General features: G+C 58.3%; 19 protein-coding genes. 11 read left to right on the plus strand and 8 right to left on the minus strand.

Going from position 1 to position 14,923, the window contains the following annotated elements; genetic code table 11:
* The first annotated feature begins 17 nt into the window (after positions 1-17).
* The 3 genes from ACYASS_RS13215 to ACYASS_RS13225 all read left to right on the plus strand — a co-directional run bounded on the left by ACYASS_RS13215 (position 18) and on the right by ACYASS_RS13225 (position 3,248).
* Positions 18-1,928: an ATP-binding cassette domain-containing protein gene (locus tag ACYASS_RS13215; protein WP_463586461.1), complete on the plus strand. Its 1,911-nt coding sequence runs from the start codon at positions 18-20 to the stop codon at positions 1,926-1,928.
* A gap of 16 nt (positions 1,929-1,944) precedes the next feature.
* On the plus strand, positions 1,945-2,532 hold the full coding sequence (locus ACYASS_RS13220; protein ID WP_122667301.1) for a mechanosensitive ion channel family protein: 588 nt from the start codon (positions 1,945-1,947) through the stop codon (positions 2,530-2,532).
* An 89-nt stretch (positions 2,533-2,621) separates the two neighbouring features.
* The gene (locus ACYASS_RS13225; RefSeq protein ID WP_122667302.1) at positions 2,622-3,248 is read left to right on the plus strand and encodes a LysE family transporter; all 627 of its coding nucleotides are present in this window, start codon (positions 2,622-2,624) and stop codon (positions 3,246-3,248) included.
* Between the two features lie 114 nt (positions 3,249-3,362).
* Here the strand turns inward: ACYASS_RS13225 and rnk are convergent, their stop codons facing one another.
* From rnk to cyaY, 3 genes are all read right to left on the minus strand, one after another.
* A complete protein-coding gene (rnk, locus tag ACYASS_RS13230; protein WP_463586462.1) occupies positions 3,363-3,770 on the minus strand; it encodes a nucleoside diphosphate kinase regulator in 408 nt (135 codons plus the stop codon).
* A 140-nt stretch (positions 3,771-3,910) separates the two neighbouring features.
* Positions 3,911-4,156 (minus strand): DUF1289 domain-containing protein, encoded by a 246-nt coding sequence (locus ACYASS_RS13235; RefSeq protein ID WP_243244559.1) that lies wholly within the window; start codon positions 4,154-4,156, stop codon positions 3,911-3,913.
* A 2-nt stretch (positions 4,157-4,158) separates the two neighbouring features.
* The gene (gene cyaY, locus ACYASS_RS13240; RefSeq protein ID WP_122667304.1) at positions 4,159-4,491 is read right to left on the minus strand and encodes an iron donor protein CyaY; all 333 of its coding nucleotides are present in this window, start codon (positions 4,489-4,491) and stop codon (positions 4,159-4,161) included.
* A 238-nt stretch (positions 4,492-4,729) separates the two neighbouring features.
* Between cyaY and lptM the strand changes: the two genes are divergently transcribed.
* From lptM to ACYASS_RS13270, 6 genes are read left to right on the plus strand one after another with little or no spacing between them, the layout of a single operon-like run.
* Positions 4,730-4,876, plus strand: coding sequence for an LPS translocon maturation chaperone LptM (gene lptM, locus ACYASS_RS13245; RefSeq protein WP_049827215.1), 147 nt, complete (start codon positions 4,730-4,732; stop codon positions 4,874-4,876).
* Between the two features lie 9 nt (positions 4,877-4,885).
* Positions 4,886-6,133, plus strand: a complete 1,248-nt coding sequence (lysA, locus tag ACYASS_RS13250; protein WP_463586463.1) for a diaminopimelate decarboxylase — start codon at positions 4,886-4,888, stop codon at positions 6,131-6,133.
* A 3-nt stretch (positions 6,134-6,136) separates the two neighbouring features.
* Positions 6,137-6,967 carry a diaminopimelate epimerase gene (gene dapF / locus ACYASS_RS13255; protein WP_122396657.1) on the plus strand — a complete coding sequence of 277 codons (831 nt, stop codon included), beginning with the start codon at positions 6,137-6,139 and terminating at the stop codon, positions 6,965-6,967.
* Positions 6,968-6,980: 13 nt separating this feature from the next.
* Positions 6,981-7,715: a DUF484 family protein gene (locus tag ACYASS_RS13260; RefSeq protein WP_463586464.1), complete on the plus strand. Its 735-nt coding sequence runs from the start codon at positions 6,981-6,983 to the stop codon at positions 7,713-7,715.
* Between the two features lie 2 nt (positions 7,716-7,717).
* Positions 7,718-8,617: a tyrosine recombinase XerC gene (gene xerC, locus ACYASS_RS13265; RefSeq protein WP_463586465.1), complete on the plus strand. Its 900-nt coding sequence runs from the start codon at positions 7,718-7,720 to the stop codon at positions 8,615-8,617.
* The gene (locus ACYASS_RS13270) at positions 8,610-9,302 is read left to right on the plus strand and encodes an HAD family hydrolase (RefSeq protein ID WP_463586466.1); all 693 of its coding nucleotides are present in this window, start codon (positions 8,610-8,612) and stop codon (positions 9,300-9,302) included. The genes xerC and ACYASS_RS13270 overlap by 8 nt, the downstream gene beginning before the upstream one ends.
* 168 nt (positions 9,303-9,470) lie before the next feature.
* Here the strand turns inward: ACYASS_RS13270 and sutA are convergent, their stop codons facing one another.
* From sutA to glnK, 4 genes are all read right to left on the minus strand, one after another.
* Positions 9,471-9,797, minus strand: coding sequence for a transcriptional regulator SutA (sutA, locus tag ACYASS_RS13275; protein WP_463586467.1), 327 nt, complete (start codon positions 9,795-9,797; stop codon positions 9,471-9,473).
* A gap of 100 nt (positions 9,798-9,897) precedes the next feature.
* Positions 9,898-10,323: a secondary thiamine-phosphate synthase enzyme YjbQ gene (locus tag ACYASS_RS13280; RefSeq protein WP_463586468.1), complete on the minus strand. Its 426-nt coding sequence runs from the start codon at positions 10,321-10,323 to the stop codon at positions 9,898-9,900.
* A 244-nt stretch (positions 10,324-10,567) separates the two neighbouring features.
* Complete coding sequence (locus tag ACYASS_RS13285) at positions 10,568-11,905, minus strand: ammonium transporter (protein WP_087271566.1); 1,338 nt, start codon at positions 11,903-11,905, stop codon at positions 10,568-10,570.
* A gap of 32 nt (positions 11,906-11,937) precedes the next feature.
* Positions 11,938-12,276, minus strand: coding sequence for a P-II family nitrogen regulator (gene glnK, locus ACYASS_RS13290; protein ID WP_002555808.1), 339 nt, complete (start codon positions 12,274-12,276; stop codon positions 11,938-11,940).
* A gap of 418 nt (positions 12,277-12,694) precedes the next feature.
* Between glnK and ACYASS_RS13295 the strand changes: the two genes are divergently transcribed.
* Positions 12,695-12,958, plus strand: a complete 264-nt coding sequence (locus ACYASS_RS13295) for an accessory factor UbiK family protein (RefSeq protein ID WP_087271569.1) — start codon at positions 12,695-12,697, stop codon at positions 12,956-12,958.
* A gap of 314 nt (positions 12,959-13,272) precedes the next feature.
* Here the strand turns inward: ACYASS_RS13295 and ACYASS_RS13300 are convergent, their stop codons facing one another.
* The gene (locus tag ACYASS_RS13300; RefSeq protein ID WP_463586469.1) at positions 13,273-14,322 is read right to left on the minus strand and encodes a PLP-dependent cysteine synthase family protein; all 1,050 of its coding nucleotides are present in this window, start codon (positions 14,320-14,322) and stop codon (positions 13,273-13,275) included.
* A gap of 136 nt (positions 14,323-14,458) precedes the next feature.
* On the opposite strand from ACYASS_RS13300, the gene ACYASS_RS13305 reads away from it, so the two are divergent.
* Positions 14,459-14,920 carry an Lrp/AsnC family transcriptional regulator gene (locus ACYASS_RS13305; protein ID WP_122667313.1) on the plus strand — a complete coding sequence of 154 codons (462 nt, stop codon included), beginning with the start codon at positions 14,459-14,461 and terminating at the stop codon, positions 14,918-14,920.
* Positions 14,921-14,923: the final 3 nt, after the last annotated feature.

Raw genomic sequence — 14,923 nt, forward strand, 5'->3', positions numbered from 1 at the left:
TAGACTCCGCCGCCATTATGATTCGACTTCAAAGCCTTACCTTACAGCGTGGCCCGCAACGTCTGCTAGAAGACGCCGAGCTGACCCTGCACGCCGGTCAAAAAGCCGGCCTGATCGGTGCCAATGGCGCCGGTAAATCCAGCCTGTTCGCTTTGCTTCGGGGTGAACTGACCCCCGACGCCGGTGACTGTCTGCTACCCGCCGACTGGCGTATCGCGCACATGCGTCAAGAGGTCGATACCCTTGAACGCATCGCTGTGGACTACGTCCTGGATGGCGACCTGCGTCTGCGCGAAGTGCAGCTCTTGCTGGCTGAGGCGGAGGCCGCGCAGGACGGCGCGGCCCAGGCGCGCATGCACTCGGAGCTCGACAGCGCCGATGGTTATACCGCTGACGCTCGTGCTCGCAAGCTCCTGGCTGGTCTCGGCTTTACCAACGAACAGATGGAAAAGCCGGTCGGAGACTTTTCCGGTGGTTGGCGGATGCGTCTGAACCTGGCACAAGCCTTGATGTGCCCTTCGGACCTGCTGTTGCTCGACGAGCCCACCAACCACCTGGATCTCGATGCAATCCTGTGGCTTGAGGACTGGCTGAAAAGCTATCCGGGCACTCTGCTGCTGATTTCCCATGACAGGGATTTTCTGGATGCCGTGGTCGACCATGTTGCCCACGTCGAGCAGCGCAAGATCACGCTTTATCGTGGCGGTTACAGTGCTTTCGAGCGCGCCCGCGCCGAACGTATGGCCCAACAACAACAGGCCTACGAGAAGCAGCAGGCGCAGCGCGCGCACATGGAAAAATTCATCACCCGCTTCAAAGCTCAGGCCACCAAAGCCAAGCAGGCCCAGAGCCGGATCAAGGCTCTGGAGCGGATGGAAGAACTCTCCGCCGCGCATGTGGATTCGCCGTTCGATTTCACCTTCCGCGAGTCGAGCAAGATCTCCAGCCCGCTGCTGGATCTGTCCGACGCTCGCTTGGGTTATGGCGACAGAGCGGTGCTGGAGAAGGTCAAATTACAACTGACTCCAGGCGCTCGTATTGGCTTGCTCGGGCCGAACGGCGCGGGTAAATCGACCCTGATCAAAAACCTTGCTGGTGAGCTTGAGCCCTTGAGCGGTCGCATGGCTCGGGGTGAGAACACGGTGGTGGGTTACTTTGCCCAGCACCAGTTGGACTCGCTGGATGCCAAGGCTAGCCCGTTGCTGCACCTGCAACGCATCGCACCCACTGAGCGTGAGCAGGCTTTGCGCGATTTTTTGGGTGGTTTCGACTTCCGTGGCGCGCGTCTCGATGAGCCCGTACTGAATTTCTCTGGTGGGGAAAAAGCACGTCTGGCGCTTGCCTTGATCGCCTGGGACAGGCCGAACCTGTTGCTGCTCGATGAGCCTACCAACCACCTGGATCTGGAAATGCGTCTGGCGTTGACCATGGCGCTTCAAGAATTCAGCGGTGCGGTATTGGTGGTTTCTCACGATCGGCATCTGCTCAAAAGTACGACCGATGATTTCCTGCTGGTCGCTGACGGCCGTGTTCAGGAGTTCGATGGCGACCTTGAAGATTACGCTCGCTGGCTGGCTGATTACCGGCTGCGCAATGCGCCCGTCAGCAACACACCGGTCAACGTCGACAAGACCGATAAAAAAGCCCAGCGCCAGCAGGCGGCAGCGCTTCGTCAGCAACTGGCTCCGCACAAGAAACTGGCCGACAAGCTTGAGCGCGACCTTGGTACTTTGCATGAGCGGCTTGCCAGGGTTGAAGCCGAGTTGGCCGATAGCGCCAATTACGAGGCCGCCAACAAAGACAAACTGCGCGATCTTTTGGCTGAGCAGGCGAAACTCAAAGTGAGTGAGGCCGAGCTGGAAGAAGCCTGGATGGAAGCTCTGGAATTGCTGGAGTCCATGCAGGCTGAGCTGGAAGCACTCTCGTAAATACGTTGGGGGATTGATGGAATCTTTTGGATCGCTGGTTCCTCCGCACTGGGTGGAGCCGATCTGGCTGGGGTTGCAGATCCTGTTGATCCTGGTCGCCGGTTACATGGCGCAACGGCTGGTGGGGCGTTTTCTGACCCGTCTTGGTGAGCGCTATCCGTTGCCACCCGAACTGTTGCTGCCGCTGCGCGGTGGCTTGCGCTGGTTCATCATGGGCAGCGCGTTTGTCATTGTGCTGGGGCAGCTCGGTGTTTCCGCCACTGTGCTATGGACCGCGCTCTCGGGCTTTGTCGCCGTTGCCGCTGTGGCGTTCTTCGCCATGTGGAGCGTGCTGTCCAACCTGCTGTGCGCTGTGCTTATTTACACGATTGGCCCGTTTCGCATCGGTGATGTGGTCGAGCTGGTTGATACCCTCGACAAGCCGGGCGTCAAAGGCCGCGTGTTAGAGATCAACCTGATGTTCACCACGTTGATCGAGCCTGCCGAAGCGGGCGGTGCGCTGGTTCAGGTCCCCAACAGCCAGTTTTTCCAGAAGTCGGTACGCCGCTGGCGTGGCACAGATGGCTTCCCGACCATCGCCGTCGATAAAACGCCCGAAAACTGAATTTTTTGAAGTTGCCGACTCGCAGAGCCTAGTCAATTGCCCGAGAAGCTACTAGCTTAGCGGGCTATGGTGTTCGCCCGAGGTGTGTGATGTCTTTCGAAACATGGCTGGCTTTTTTTGCCGCGTGCTGGGTAATCAGTCTTTCGCCGGGTGCGGGCGCTATTGCATCGATGTCCAGCGGTTTGCGCTATGGATTCCTGCGAGGGTATTGGGTCGCTCTTGGCCTGCAATTGGCACTCATTGCACAGATTGCAATTGTTGCCGCCGGTCTTGGCGCCGTACTCGCCGCTTCGGACATGGCATTCACGCTGATCAAATGGTTCGGTGTGGCGTATCTGGTCTATCTGGGTATCAAGCAATGGCGTGCGCTGCCCGCCGACCTGACCGATGACTCGACCATTCGCCCTATCGGCAAGCCAATGGCACTGATCGCCCGGGGTTTTCTGGTCAACATCAGCAATCCCAAGGCGTTGGTGTTCATGCTGGCGATACTGCCGCAGTTTATTGATCCCAACGCACCGTTGCTGGCTCAGTACCTGACGATCATGGCAACCATGGTTGCGGTAGACATGACCGTGATGGCGGGTTACACCGGGCTGGCTTCGCGCGTACTGCGGGCGCTTAAAACCCCAAAACAGCAGCGCCGTATGAACCGCACCTTTGCCGGTTTGTTCGTGGGCGCTGCGGGTTTCCTGGCGACGCTGCACCGAGCGTAATCTTGTGGGAGCCGAGCTTGCTCGCGATAAGAACACTGCGGTCTATCCTGAGTTGAGCCCAGTCTTATCGCGAGCAAGCTCTGTTCCCACAAAGTCTGCACAGTGGTCTTAGGGCTACAAATACTCCCCCGCCGCCTCCGGTTGATATTCAACCGCCAGCAGAGTCAGTTTGAGGGTCTTGCCGCCCGGGGCGGGCCAGTCGATGTGTTGGCCGACCTGCAGGCCCAGCAAGGCTGAGCCAATCGGTGCGAGGATTGAGACTGTGTCCTCGGCACCGGCATCTTTCGGGTAGACGAGCTTCAAGTGGTAATCCTTGCCGCTGACTTCTTCGCGGCAATGCACTTTTGAATTCATGGTCACGACGCCGGCGGGCACTTCTTCGTGGCCAACCACCTGTTCGGCGCGGTCCAGCTCGGCTTGCAGAGCTTCAAGGCCGGGGGTCGTTTCCTCAAGGCTCTCGATCAACTGCTCAAGGCGCTGAACGTCCAGCCGGGTCAAAATGATGGAAGGTTGAGTCGACATGTGGGCAGGCTCCTTTTCTGCGCTGCATAAAGCAAAACCCCGCCTGAAGTGGCGGGGTTTTGAAGGCTTCATCGATGAAGCATGTCTGGACACTAACACAGCACGGGCATTACACAACCCGACACAGCCATGGTGGGCTGTTATGCGTCGGGAGCCTGATTTGAATCAGCGACTGCCCGGCGTTGGTCCGCGTTCGCGCGAATCTGTCGGCGACGATTGTCGTCCGCCGAGCGCCACTCACGGATGTCTTCCACATGGCGGAAGCAACCCAGGCAGACTTTCTGCTCGTCCAGTCGACACAGGCTGATGCAAGGCGAAGGCACCGCCGGGCTGACATTGCTGTACAGCGGCTTTGGCGGGCGAACTGATGCGGTGTTGGCGGTCACGATCAAATCTCGTCGAAATCGAGCTCTGCGCCCGCCTGATCCAGCGTAAGGCGCGCAAGCATTTCGCTCAGCAGCTCATCGCTGGTGTCGCAGCTCCAGCGCTTTTCTTCTTCGTCATAGTCGAAGTGGAAACCACCCGAGCGTGCTGCCAGCCACAGCTGGCGCAGCGGTTCCTGGCGACTGAAGATCAACTGAGTGCCATTTTCGAACTTGACGGTCAGCACGCCCGCCGAGTTTTCGATGTCCAGGTCCAGGCCACTCTCATCGAAAATATCTTCCAGCGCTTGCTGGGTGGCATCCACCAGGTCGTGAAAACGGGCTTCGGTCAAACTCATGGGGGGAACCTCAAAAAGTGTCGGCTGTTTGCGCAGCGACGCAAGATACGGTCGCTTAAAGGCAAATGCAAAGCATACCCGCCCAACGACCCGTACAGACGCCAATAATCCGCTTTGTTGGCTGCAATTCGGCAGCGTTGCGTCAAAGCCCCGCCGGACGGGAGGACCGCCACGTAGGCAAGCCGATGGGTGGCCGGTATACTCGGGCGCAATTACTGCTTTTACAAAGGATTTCGCCATGAAGCGCCTGATCTCTTCGCTTGCTGCGCTTGTCGCGGTCGCTTGCCTCGTTACTGCCTGTGGCCAGAAAGGCCCGTTGTACCTGCCGGATGACCAGAAGTCTTCCGACGACCAAGCCAAGTCGCAATCGCACAAGCATCTTTAAGGGTATTCCATGGACGCCTTCAACTACCGCGACGGTGAACTGTTCGCGGAAGGTGTAGCGTTGTCTGCCATTGCCGAGCGCTTCGGCACGCCGACCTACGTCTACTCCCGCGCTCACATTGAAGCGCAATATAACGCCTATGCAGATGCACTGAGCGGCATGCCGCATCTGGTCTGCTTTGCTGTAAAAGCCAACTCCAACCTGGGTGTGCTCAACGTTCTGGCGCGTATGGGTTCGGGCTTTGACATCGTGTCCCGTGGCGAACTGGAGCGTGTACTCGCTGCTGGCGGCCAGGCTGACAAGATCGTTTTCTCCGGTGTTGGCAAGACCCGTGATGACATGCGTCGCGCGCTGGAAGTCGGCGTGCACTGCTTCAATGTCGAGTCCACTGACGAGCTTGAGCGTCTACAGATCGTAGCCGCTGAAATGGGCGTGCGTGCGCCTGTCTCGCTGCGCGTCAACCCGGATGTCGACGCCGGTACGCACCCGTACATCTCCACAGGCCTCAAAGAAAACAAGTTCGGCATCGCCATCGCAGACGCCGAAGATGTCTACGTGCGCGCCGCGCAGTTGCCGAATCTGGAAGTGGTCGGCGTCGATTGCCACATCGGTTCACAGCTGACCACGCTGGAGCCGTTCATTGACGCTCTGGATCGTCTGCTTGCCCTGGTGGATCGTCTTGGCGATTGCGGCATTCTGCTGCGTCACATCGATCTGGGTGGCGGTCTTGGCGTGCGTTACCGCGATGAGGAGCCACCGCTGGCTTCCGATTACATCAAGGCGGTCCGTGAGCGCATGGAAGGCCGTGACCTGTCGCTGGTTTTCGAACCTGGCCGGTTTATCGTCGCCAACGCTGGCGTGCTGCTGACTCAAGTCGAGTACCTCAAGCACACCGAGCACAAGGATTTCGCTATCGTCGACGCGGCGATGAACGACCTGATCCGCCCGGCGCTGTATCAGGCCTGGATGGACGTGACCGCGGTTCGCCCGCGTGACAGCGCCCCTCGCACTTACGATATTGTCGGTCCTATCTGCGAAACCGGTGACTTCCTGGCCAAAGGCCGCGAACTGGCTTTGGCTGAAGGTGATCTGCTGGCTGTGCATTCGGCCGGTGCCTATGGTTTTGTCATGAGCTCGAACTACAACACTCGCGGCCGTACCGCTGAAGTGTTGGTCGACGGCTCGCAGGCTTTCGAAGTACGCCGCCGCGAGACCGTGGCCGAGCTGTTTGCTGGCGAAAGCCTGCTGCCGGAGTAACCCATGCTGCTGCGTTTTACCAAGATGCATGGCCTGGGCAACGACTTCATGGTTTTGGACCTGGTCAGTCAGCACGCGCATATTTTGCCCAAGCACGCCAAACAATGGGGTGATCGGCATACCGGCGTTGGCTTCGATCAGCTGTTACTGGTCGAAACACCGACCAATCCGGATGTCGATTTCCGTTATCGGATCTTCAACTCTGATGGCTCCGAAGTCGAGCAGTGTGGCAATGGTGCGCGCTGCTTTGCCCGCTTCGTGCTGGACAAGCGTCTGACCGCCAAGCGCCTGATCAAGGTAGAGACCAAAAGCGGAATTATCGAGCTGGAAATCCGCAATGACGGCCAGATCAGCGTCGATATGGGGCCGCCACGGCTGGTCCCGGCGGACATCCCGTTCCAGGCTACCGAGCAGGCATTGAGCTACAGCGTCGATGTCGACGGCCAGACGGTCGAGCTGGCCGCCGTCTCCATGGGCAATCCCCATGCTGTGTTGCGCGTGGACGACATCAACAACGCGCCCGTGCATGCACTGGGTCCGAAGATTGAACACCACCCGCGCTTTCCGGCGCGGGTCAACGTAGGCTTTCTCTACGTCGTTGATCGCCAGCGTGCGCAGTTGCGCGTCTGGGAGCGCGGAGCCGGGGAAACCCAGGCCTGTGGCACCGGTGCGTGTGCGGCTGCGGTCGCGGCGATCAGCCAGGGCTGGATGGATTCGCCACTGCTGATCGATCTGCCGGGCGGTCGACTGTCCATCGAATGGGCCGGTCCTGGTCATCCGGTGCTGATGACCGGTCCTGCGGTCCGCGTATATGAAGGCCAAGTTCGTCTATGAGTGAGCAAAAGCGATGACTGACAAGCCTCAGACTTCAACCGACAAGCCTAGCGAATCGCCGGTCGATAACGCAGCGCCAAATCTTGAAGCAGAGGCGATCATCGCTTACCTGCTCGACCGTCCCGATTTCTTTGCCGAGCACGACGAATTACTGGTGTCGATGCGCATCCCGCATCAGCGCGGCGATACTGTCTCGTTGGTTGAGCGTCAGCTCAAGCTGCTGCGTGAGCGCAACATCGAGATGCGCCATCGTTTGTCGCAACTGATGGACGTTGCTCGCGATAACGACCGGCTATTCGACAAGACCCGCCGCCTGAACCTCGCGCTGATGGATGCCGCCAGTCTTGAAGAAATCGTGATTGCTGTAGAAGACAGCCTGCGTCAGGACTTCCAGGTGCCCTTCGTCAGTTTGATTCTGTTCAGCGACAACGCTATGCCGGTCGGCCGTTGGGTCAGCAGTGTCGAAGCGCAAAAGACCATTGGCGGCCTGATTGGCGACAAGACAGTGTGTGGTGCCCTGCGTGAGCACGAGTTGACCTTTCTGTTCGGCGCCGAGCAAGGCAAGGAAGTTGGCTCCACCGCCGTGGTGACCCTCAACCATCTTGGCCTGCATGGCGTGTTGGCCATCGGTAGCCGCGATCCGCAGCATTACAAGAGCTCGGTGGGCACCCTGTTCCTCAACTACATCGCCGATGTGCTGAGTCGTCTACTGCCGCGCTTCACCCACTCCTTACGCTCGGTTCGCTAGTGATGGAACGACAGCTGGACGCTTACTGCACTCATTTGCGCAGTGAGCGCCAAGTGTCGCCTCACACGCTCGAAGCTTATCGCCGTGACCTCAACAAGGTACTGGCGTACTGCGAGAAGCAACAGCTGAGCAGTTGGGCTGCGCTGGACATCCAGCATCTGCGCAGCCTGATTGCCCGCCAGCATCAGCAGGGCCAATCCTCGCGCAGCCTGTCGCGTCTGCTCTCGGCGGTGCGCGGGCTTTATCACTACCTTAATCGTGAAGGCATCTGCGAGCACGATCCGGCCAATGGCCTGTCGCCCCCCAAAGGTGAGCGTCGCTTGCCAAAGACACTTGATACCGATCGCGCCCTGCAACTGCTGGATGGCGGTGTTGAAGATGACTTTCTGGCTCATCGCGATCAGGCCATTCTGGAGTTGTTCTATTCTTCAGGGCTGCGGCTGTCCGAGCTGACCAGCTTGAACATGGAGCAACTGGACCTGAGCGAAGGTCTGGTGCAGGTACTCGGTAAAGGCAGCAAGACCCGTGTCCTGCCGGTAGGCAAGAAGGCCCGTGAGGCGCTCCACGCCTGGATCGCGCTACGTGTCCTGGCCAACCCTGAAGATGATGCGGTATTCATCAGCCAGCAAGGCAGACGTCTCGGCCCTCGCGCTATTCAGAAACGGGTCAAAGCCGTAGGCGAGCGCGAGTTAGGGCAGAACCTGCACCCGCACATGTTGCGCCACTCGTTTGCGAGCCATCTGCTGGAGTCATCCCAGGACTTGCGCGCTGTGCAGGAGCTGCTTGGGCACGCCGACATCAAAACCACGCAGATTTACACCCACCTGGATTTCCAGCATCTGGCGTCGGTCTACGACAGCGCCCATCCGCGGGCCAAACGTAAAGGTTCTGACCATGATTAAGCTGATCACCTTCGATCTGGATGACACTTTGTGGCATACCGCGCCGGCCATCGTCGGCGCAGAGGCCATCCTGCGCGAATGGCTCGCGGCAAATGCGCCAAAGCTTGGTCCGGTGCCAGTCGAGCATTTGGGGGAAATTCGTGCGCGTCTGGTAGAAGCCGACCCCACTTTCAAGTACCGCATCAGCGCCCTGCGGCGGCGCGTGCTGTTCCATGCGCTAGAAGACGCCGGTTACCCCTCGGCTGAAGCTGGGGCGCTGGCCGATCAGGCGTTTGAAGTATTCCTGCATGGCCGCCATCAGGTCGAGATCTTCCCGGAGGTCCATCCGACCCTGGAGATTCTGGCCAGGACCTTCACTCTGGGGGTGATTACCAACGGCAATGCCGATGTGCGTCGTCTGGGGCTGGCCGATTATTTCGCCTTCGCGCTGTGTGCTGAAGACCTGGGCATCGGCAAGCCAGACCCTGCTCCATTCGTGGAAGCACTCAAGCGCGCGGACGTCGACGCGGGCGCTGCGGTGCACATCGGCGATCACCCTGGCGACGACATCGCAGGCGCTCAGCAAGCCGGTATGCGAGCGATCTGGTACAACCCGGCTGGTAAGCCGTGGGAAGGCGACAAACTGCCTGACGCCGAGATCAGCAGCCTGACGCAGCTGCCGGAGGTATTGAGTCGCTGGGCATAGGCGATGTGGCGGCTGGTGATGATTGTGGGAGCTGGGCTTGGTCTGGGCGGCTCCCACAGTCATCATCGGTCTTGCTTGGGCTGCTCAGGCCTGAGCCCGCAGCCAGATTTTTGCCAAAAAAAAAGCCCGCAGCGACAGCGGGCTTTTTTCATCCGGCATCAGACCCCCTTAGATAGGGCGGCTACCGTATTTGTTATCAGGCTTCTTGGGCGGATCGGCGACCACATTGGCCTCCACTTCCTGCACCTTGCCACCACGGGCGAGGAACTCTTCCATGGCGCGAGCCAGAGCATCACGCTCTTTGTTTTTGGCTTCTACGCTAGGCAGTTCATCAACCGAGACAGCAGCCTTGGCTTTACCTTTGGTTGGGGTTGCCGAAGGTTCCGCACCGTCATCGGCTTCAGCGCCATCTTCTTCGGGAGCAGCTGCAAGCTCCTCACCGTCCTCTTCACCTTCCAGATCATCAACCAGATCGTCGTTGTCGTCGTCGCTCATGTTCTACCTCATGACTTGCGAAAGCAGATTAGTTATAGCCCAGCTGCGTACGTTTTCGAATGCTGCCGGAAAAAATTCAACATCCGCTGCAAAACAGCGGTTAGGCCTGTTCACCTTGAAGGGTGGCGAGGACGTTGCGAGCACCGCCAGCATCACGGTGCTCACCCAGATAAACACCTTGCCAGGTGCCCAGCGCCAATCGACCTGCCGAGACCGGCAAAACCAACTGGCAGCCTAGCAAACTGGCCTTGAAATGCGCCGGCAGATCGTCAGGGCCTTCGTCTTCATGTTCAAAGCCGTGGGTGCCTTGTGGCACCAGACGGTTGAAAAAGCGCTCGAAGTCACGACGCACAGCCGGGTCGGCGTTCTCGTTGATGGTCAACGAAGCCGAGGTATGCTGCAGCCACAAATGCAGCAACCCGACTCGACACTCTCGCAGCTCGGGCAAGCCTGCAAGAATCTCATCGGTTACCAGATGAAACCCGCGAGTCCTGGCCCGCAGGGTAATTCTGGTTTGTTGCCACATACAGTTCTCCGCATATTCGGCGCGCATTCTAACGCGCTGGAAGAAAAAGCAAAGCGCGCAATAATCCGTCTTTTGTGTAAGCCATCAACGCTTGCTCGCCGACATGGCGGGTATCTCTGCAAACTGTCAGGAATGCCCCTTGTAATGCTGCTCATGTATCGGATAAGCAGTTTTCGCCGGGCAATGTATCGACAAACTCCAGACAAAAAAATGCCCGGTAAACCGGGCATTTTTTTACAGTGGCTTACAAGTTGTAGCCACGCTCGTTGTGTTGCGCAAGGTCGAGGCCGACAGCTTCTTCCTCTTCGGTGACACGCAGGCCCATGACCGCGTCCAGCACCTTGAGGATGATGAAGGTCACGATCGCTGTGTAAACAACGGTGAACGCCACGCCTTTGAACTGAATCCAGACTTGAGCTGCGATGTCAGTCACAGTGCCGAAGCCGCCCAGAGCAGGGGCTGCGAACACGCCGGTCAGGATTGCGCCGACGATGCCGCCGATGCCGTGAACGCCGAAAGCATCCAGGGAGTCGTCATAGCCCAGCTTGCGCTTGAGGCTGGTGGCGCAGAAGAAGCAGATCACGCCTGCCGCCAGACCGATGATCAGAGCGCCCATCGGGCCTACTGTGCCAGCGGCCGGAGTGATTGCAACCAGGCCGGCAACAACACCCGAAGCGATACCCAGTGCGCTTGGCTTACCGTGGGTCAGCCACTCGGCGAACATCCAGCTCAGTGCGGCAGCGGCGGTAGCGATCTGAGTAACCAGCATCGCCATGCCTGCAGTGCCGTTGGCAGCAGCGGCGGAACCGGCGTTGAAACCGAACCAGCCAATCCAGAGCATTGCTGCGCCGACCAGGGTGTAACCCAGGTTGTGCGGTGCCATTGGAGTGGTAGGGAAGCCTTTACGCTTGCCAAGTACCAGGCACGCTACCAGACCGGCCACACCTGCGTTGATGTGAACAACGGTGCCGCCTGCGAAGTCCAGAACGCCCCAGTCCCACATCAGGCCGCCGACGCCGCCCCAGACCATGTGCGCGATTGGCGCGTAGACCAGGGTGAACCAGATAGCCATGAAGATCAGCATTGCGGAGAACTTCATGCGTTCTGCGAAAGCACCGACAATCAGGGCTGGTGTGATGATTGCGAAGGTCATCTGGAAGGTGATGAACACCGCTTCAGGGAACAGAGCCGCAGCGCCAGTGATGCTGGCTGGCGTGACGCCTGCCAGGAACGCTTTGCCCATGCCGCCGAAGAACGAGTTGAAGTTGACGACGCCTTCTTCCATACCGGTGGTATCGAACGCAATGCTGTAGCCGTAGACGACCCACAGGATGCTGATCAAACCAGTGATGGCGAAGCACTGCATCATCACAGAAAGAATGTTTTTGGAACGGACCATACCGCCGTAGAACAGCGCGAGGCCGGGAATGGTCATGAACAGCACCAAGGCTGTTGCAGTCAGCATCCAGGCGGTGTCGCCTGAGTTGAGGACTGGGGCTGCCACTTCGTCTGCCGCCATGGCCAAGCCAGGGGTTACGAGGGACAACAGGGCTCCTAGCCCTGCGAATTGACGCAGAGTCATATTGTTTTCTCCTGGGGCGTTGGGTTGACGGCTTAGATTGCGTCGGTATCGGTTTCGCCGGTACGGATGCGAATAGCCTGTTCCAGATTCACTACAAAGATCTTGCCGTCACCAATCTTGCCGGTGTTGGCGGCCTTGGTTATCGCCTCGATAACGCGATCCAGATCCTTATCGTCAATGGCAACATCGATCTTCACCTTGGGAAGGAAGTCGACTACGTATTCCGCACCGCGATACAACTCGGTGTGGCCTTTCTGACGTCCGAAGCCTTTGACTTCAGTAACGGTGATGCCCTGCACGCCGATTTCGGACAGCGACTCGCGCACGTCGTCCAATTTGAACGGCTTGATGATGGCAGTGACTAGCTTCATGAAACTTTCTCCCGAATTGGTGGACTTGCCCCAGGAAAACAAACCCGACTCAAGTCTAAGCGCAGTGCCTGGCTTTGTAACGCATCGGTCGCCTGAAGGAGGTCCGACCAACCCCAGAAAACCGCTTTTGACGAAACATTCCCCGCTCCGCCTGCCGCACTGTAATCGTCAACGCGACTGCATCAGTGCATGGGTCATCAGCGACTAAGCAGAAAGCTTGCCATCTCCTGATTTTTCATTGAATACAGGCTCTTGATCCCTGTTTCAGGCACCGGAACCGCCCCGCGAGGCGTGTCGGCGCACAACTAAAGTGCGTTCGTGCACGCAGTGGTGCGCCATTATCGTGCGCCCGTCGTCGCTAGAAATGACTATAGACGCTCCGTGCTACACTGCCGCCCATCTGAAACCGGAGGTAGACATGCTCGCGCCCAAAGCTTTTCTCGATGCCCTGAGCGGCCACGCCTCGCGCTTGTTCAATGGCGAAACGCCGATCCCGCGTAACGAATTCGAAACCCAGTTCAAGGCCCTGCTGCAAAGCGGCTTCAGCAAACTGGATCTGGTCAGCCGTGAGGAGTTCGACAGCCAGATGGCCGTCCTCGCCCGCACCCGTGCCCGCCTTGAAGCGCTTGAGGCGAAAGTTGCAGAGATGGAAGCGAAGCTGAATCCACCTGCGGGTGAGTAGAGCTGACATGCGACGGTTTTGTGGGGGCCAAGCTTGGTCTGGGCGGCATTCCGACGATGAGCGATGACGCGGGTTTCTGATAAACCGCGGCGCCTTCATCGCGGGCAATCCTCCCCACAGATATCGATCATCCCTGTGGGAGCCGAGCTTGCTCGCGATAAATGATAACGCGGTCTACCTGAGTACCGAGGCGTCTATATCGCGGGCAAGCCTCGCTCCCACAGGGATTTGCATTTTCTGCATGACAGGGTGGTGTCAGTATAAAAAGGACATTCCTACGGACACAAAATGGTGCATCCCCTTCTGCATCTGCCTCACCTTGCAATCAACAACCGCTCCAGCCGTTTCGTATACGGCGAAAGATCACCGATGGTGCGGGCGACCCATTCGGGGTCGTAATAGGTATCCAGATAGCGCTCGCCGCTGTCGCACATCAACGTCACCACTGACCCCTTCAAGCCTTGCTCCTGCATTTGCAGCGCTACGGTCAGTGCGCCCCAGACGTTGGTCCCCGTGGAACCGCCCGGCTTTTTCCCCAGGCGTTTTTCCAGCCAGCCAAGGGTGGCGATGCTCGCTGCATCGGGGATCTGCAGCATGTCGTCAATGACCCCCGGCAAAAACGACGCCTCTACCCGAGGGCGCCCAATGCCCTCGATGCGGCTGCCCTTCTGGCTGGTCAGGTTGTTATCACCGCTGCGGTAGCTGTCGTAGAACACCGAGTTCTCCGGGTCCACGACGATCAACTTCGTGTCATGGCCTTTGTAGCGAATAAAACGGCCGATGGTTGCTGAAGTCCCGCCGGTACCCGCGCTCATCACAATCGCTGTCGGGATAGGGTGCTCCTCGCCACTCAGTTGATCGAAAATACTGTCAGCGATGTTGTTATTGCCCCGCCAGTCCGTCGCCCGTTCTGCGTAGGTGAACTGATCCATGTAATGACCATTGTCGAGCCGAGCCAGGCGTTCCGCCTCCGGGTACATGTCGCAAGATTGCTCCACGAAGTGGCAGCGCCCGCCGAGCAGCTCAACCTGCTGAATTTTCCTGCTGGCGGTATGGTGCGGCATGACCGCCGTGAACGGCAATCCCAGCAGTTTTGCGAAGTAAGCCTCCGATACCGCCGTACTGCCGGAAGATGCTTCCACCACATGCGTGCCCTGGCAAATGTTGCCGCTGCAGATCGCGTGAAGAAACAACGAGCGCGCCAGACGATGTTTCAGGCTGCCGCTGGGGTGAGTGCTTTCGTCTTTGATATAGATATCGATGCCGTTCAACGCCGGAACATCCAGCTTGAGCATGTGCGTATCCGCAGAGCGCTGCTGATCGCAGGCAAGGGTTTTGATCGCGGTACGAATCCAGTCATTCATCACTTCTGCGCCTCGGCAAAAACACATCTATTCTTGAGGGCAAATGTTACTGATCGCTGGAAAAAAGAATTTCTTTTTGTACTACCATACGAGCTGTTTGATAGAAAAATATTCTCCAAAAGGACTGATTTGAAAAATGGACAGTCTTGATCGCCACATCCTCAGTATTTTGCAGCGTGATGCCACCATTGTGCTGAAAGATCTGGCTGACGCAGTCAACCTCTCAACGACGCCGTGCTGGAAACGAGTCAAAAAGCTCGAAGAGGCCGGGTACATCAAATCCAGAGTCGCGCTCCTGGACCCGGAAAAGCTGGGGCTGGGATTGTCGGTTTTCGTTCAGCTCAAGACCCAGCGCCACGACACCCAGTGGCTTGAGCAATTTGCCCAAACCGTCATGCAGTACGAAGAGGTCATGGAGTTTTATCGGATGGCAGGCGAATGGGACTACATGCTGCGGCTGGTGGTCAGCGACATGGCTGCCTACGACCGCTTCTATAAAAAGCTGATCAGCAGCACTGAAGGCCTTTCGACCATTACCTCCAGCTTCGCCATGGAGCAGTTGAAATACACCACGGCGCTGCCGTTGCCTCGCGGCTGAGCC

The organism is Pseudomonas sp. HP_14 (assembly GCF_055283875.1).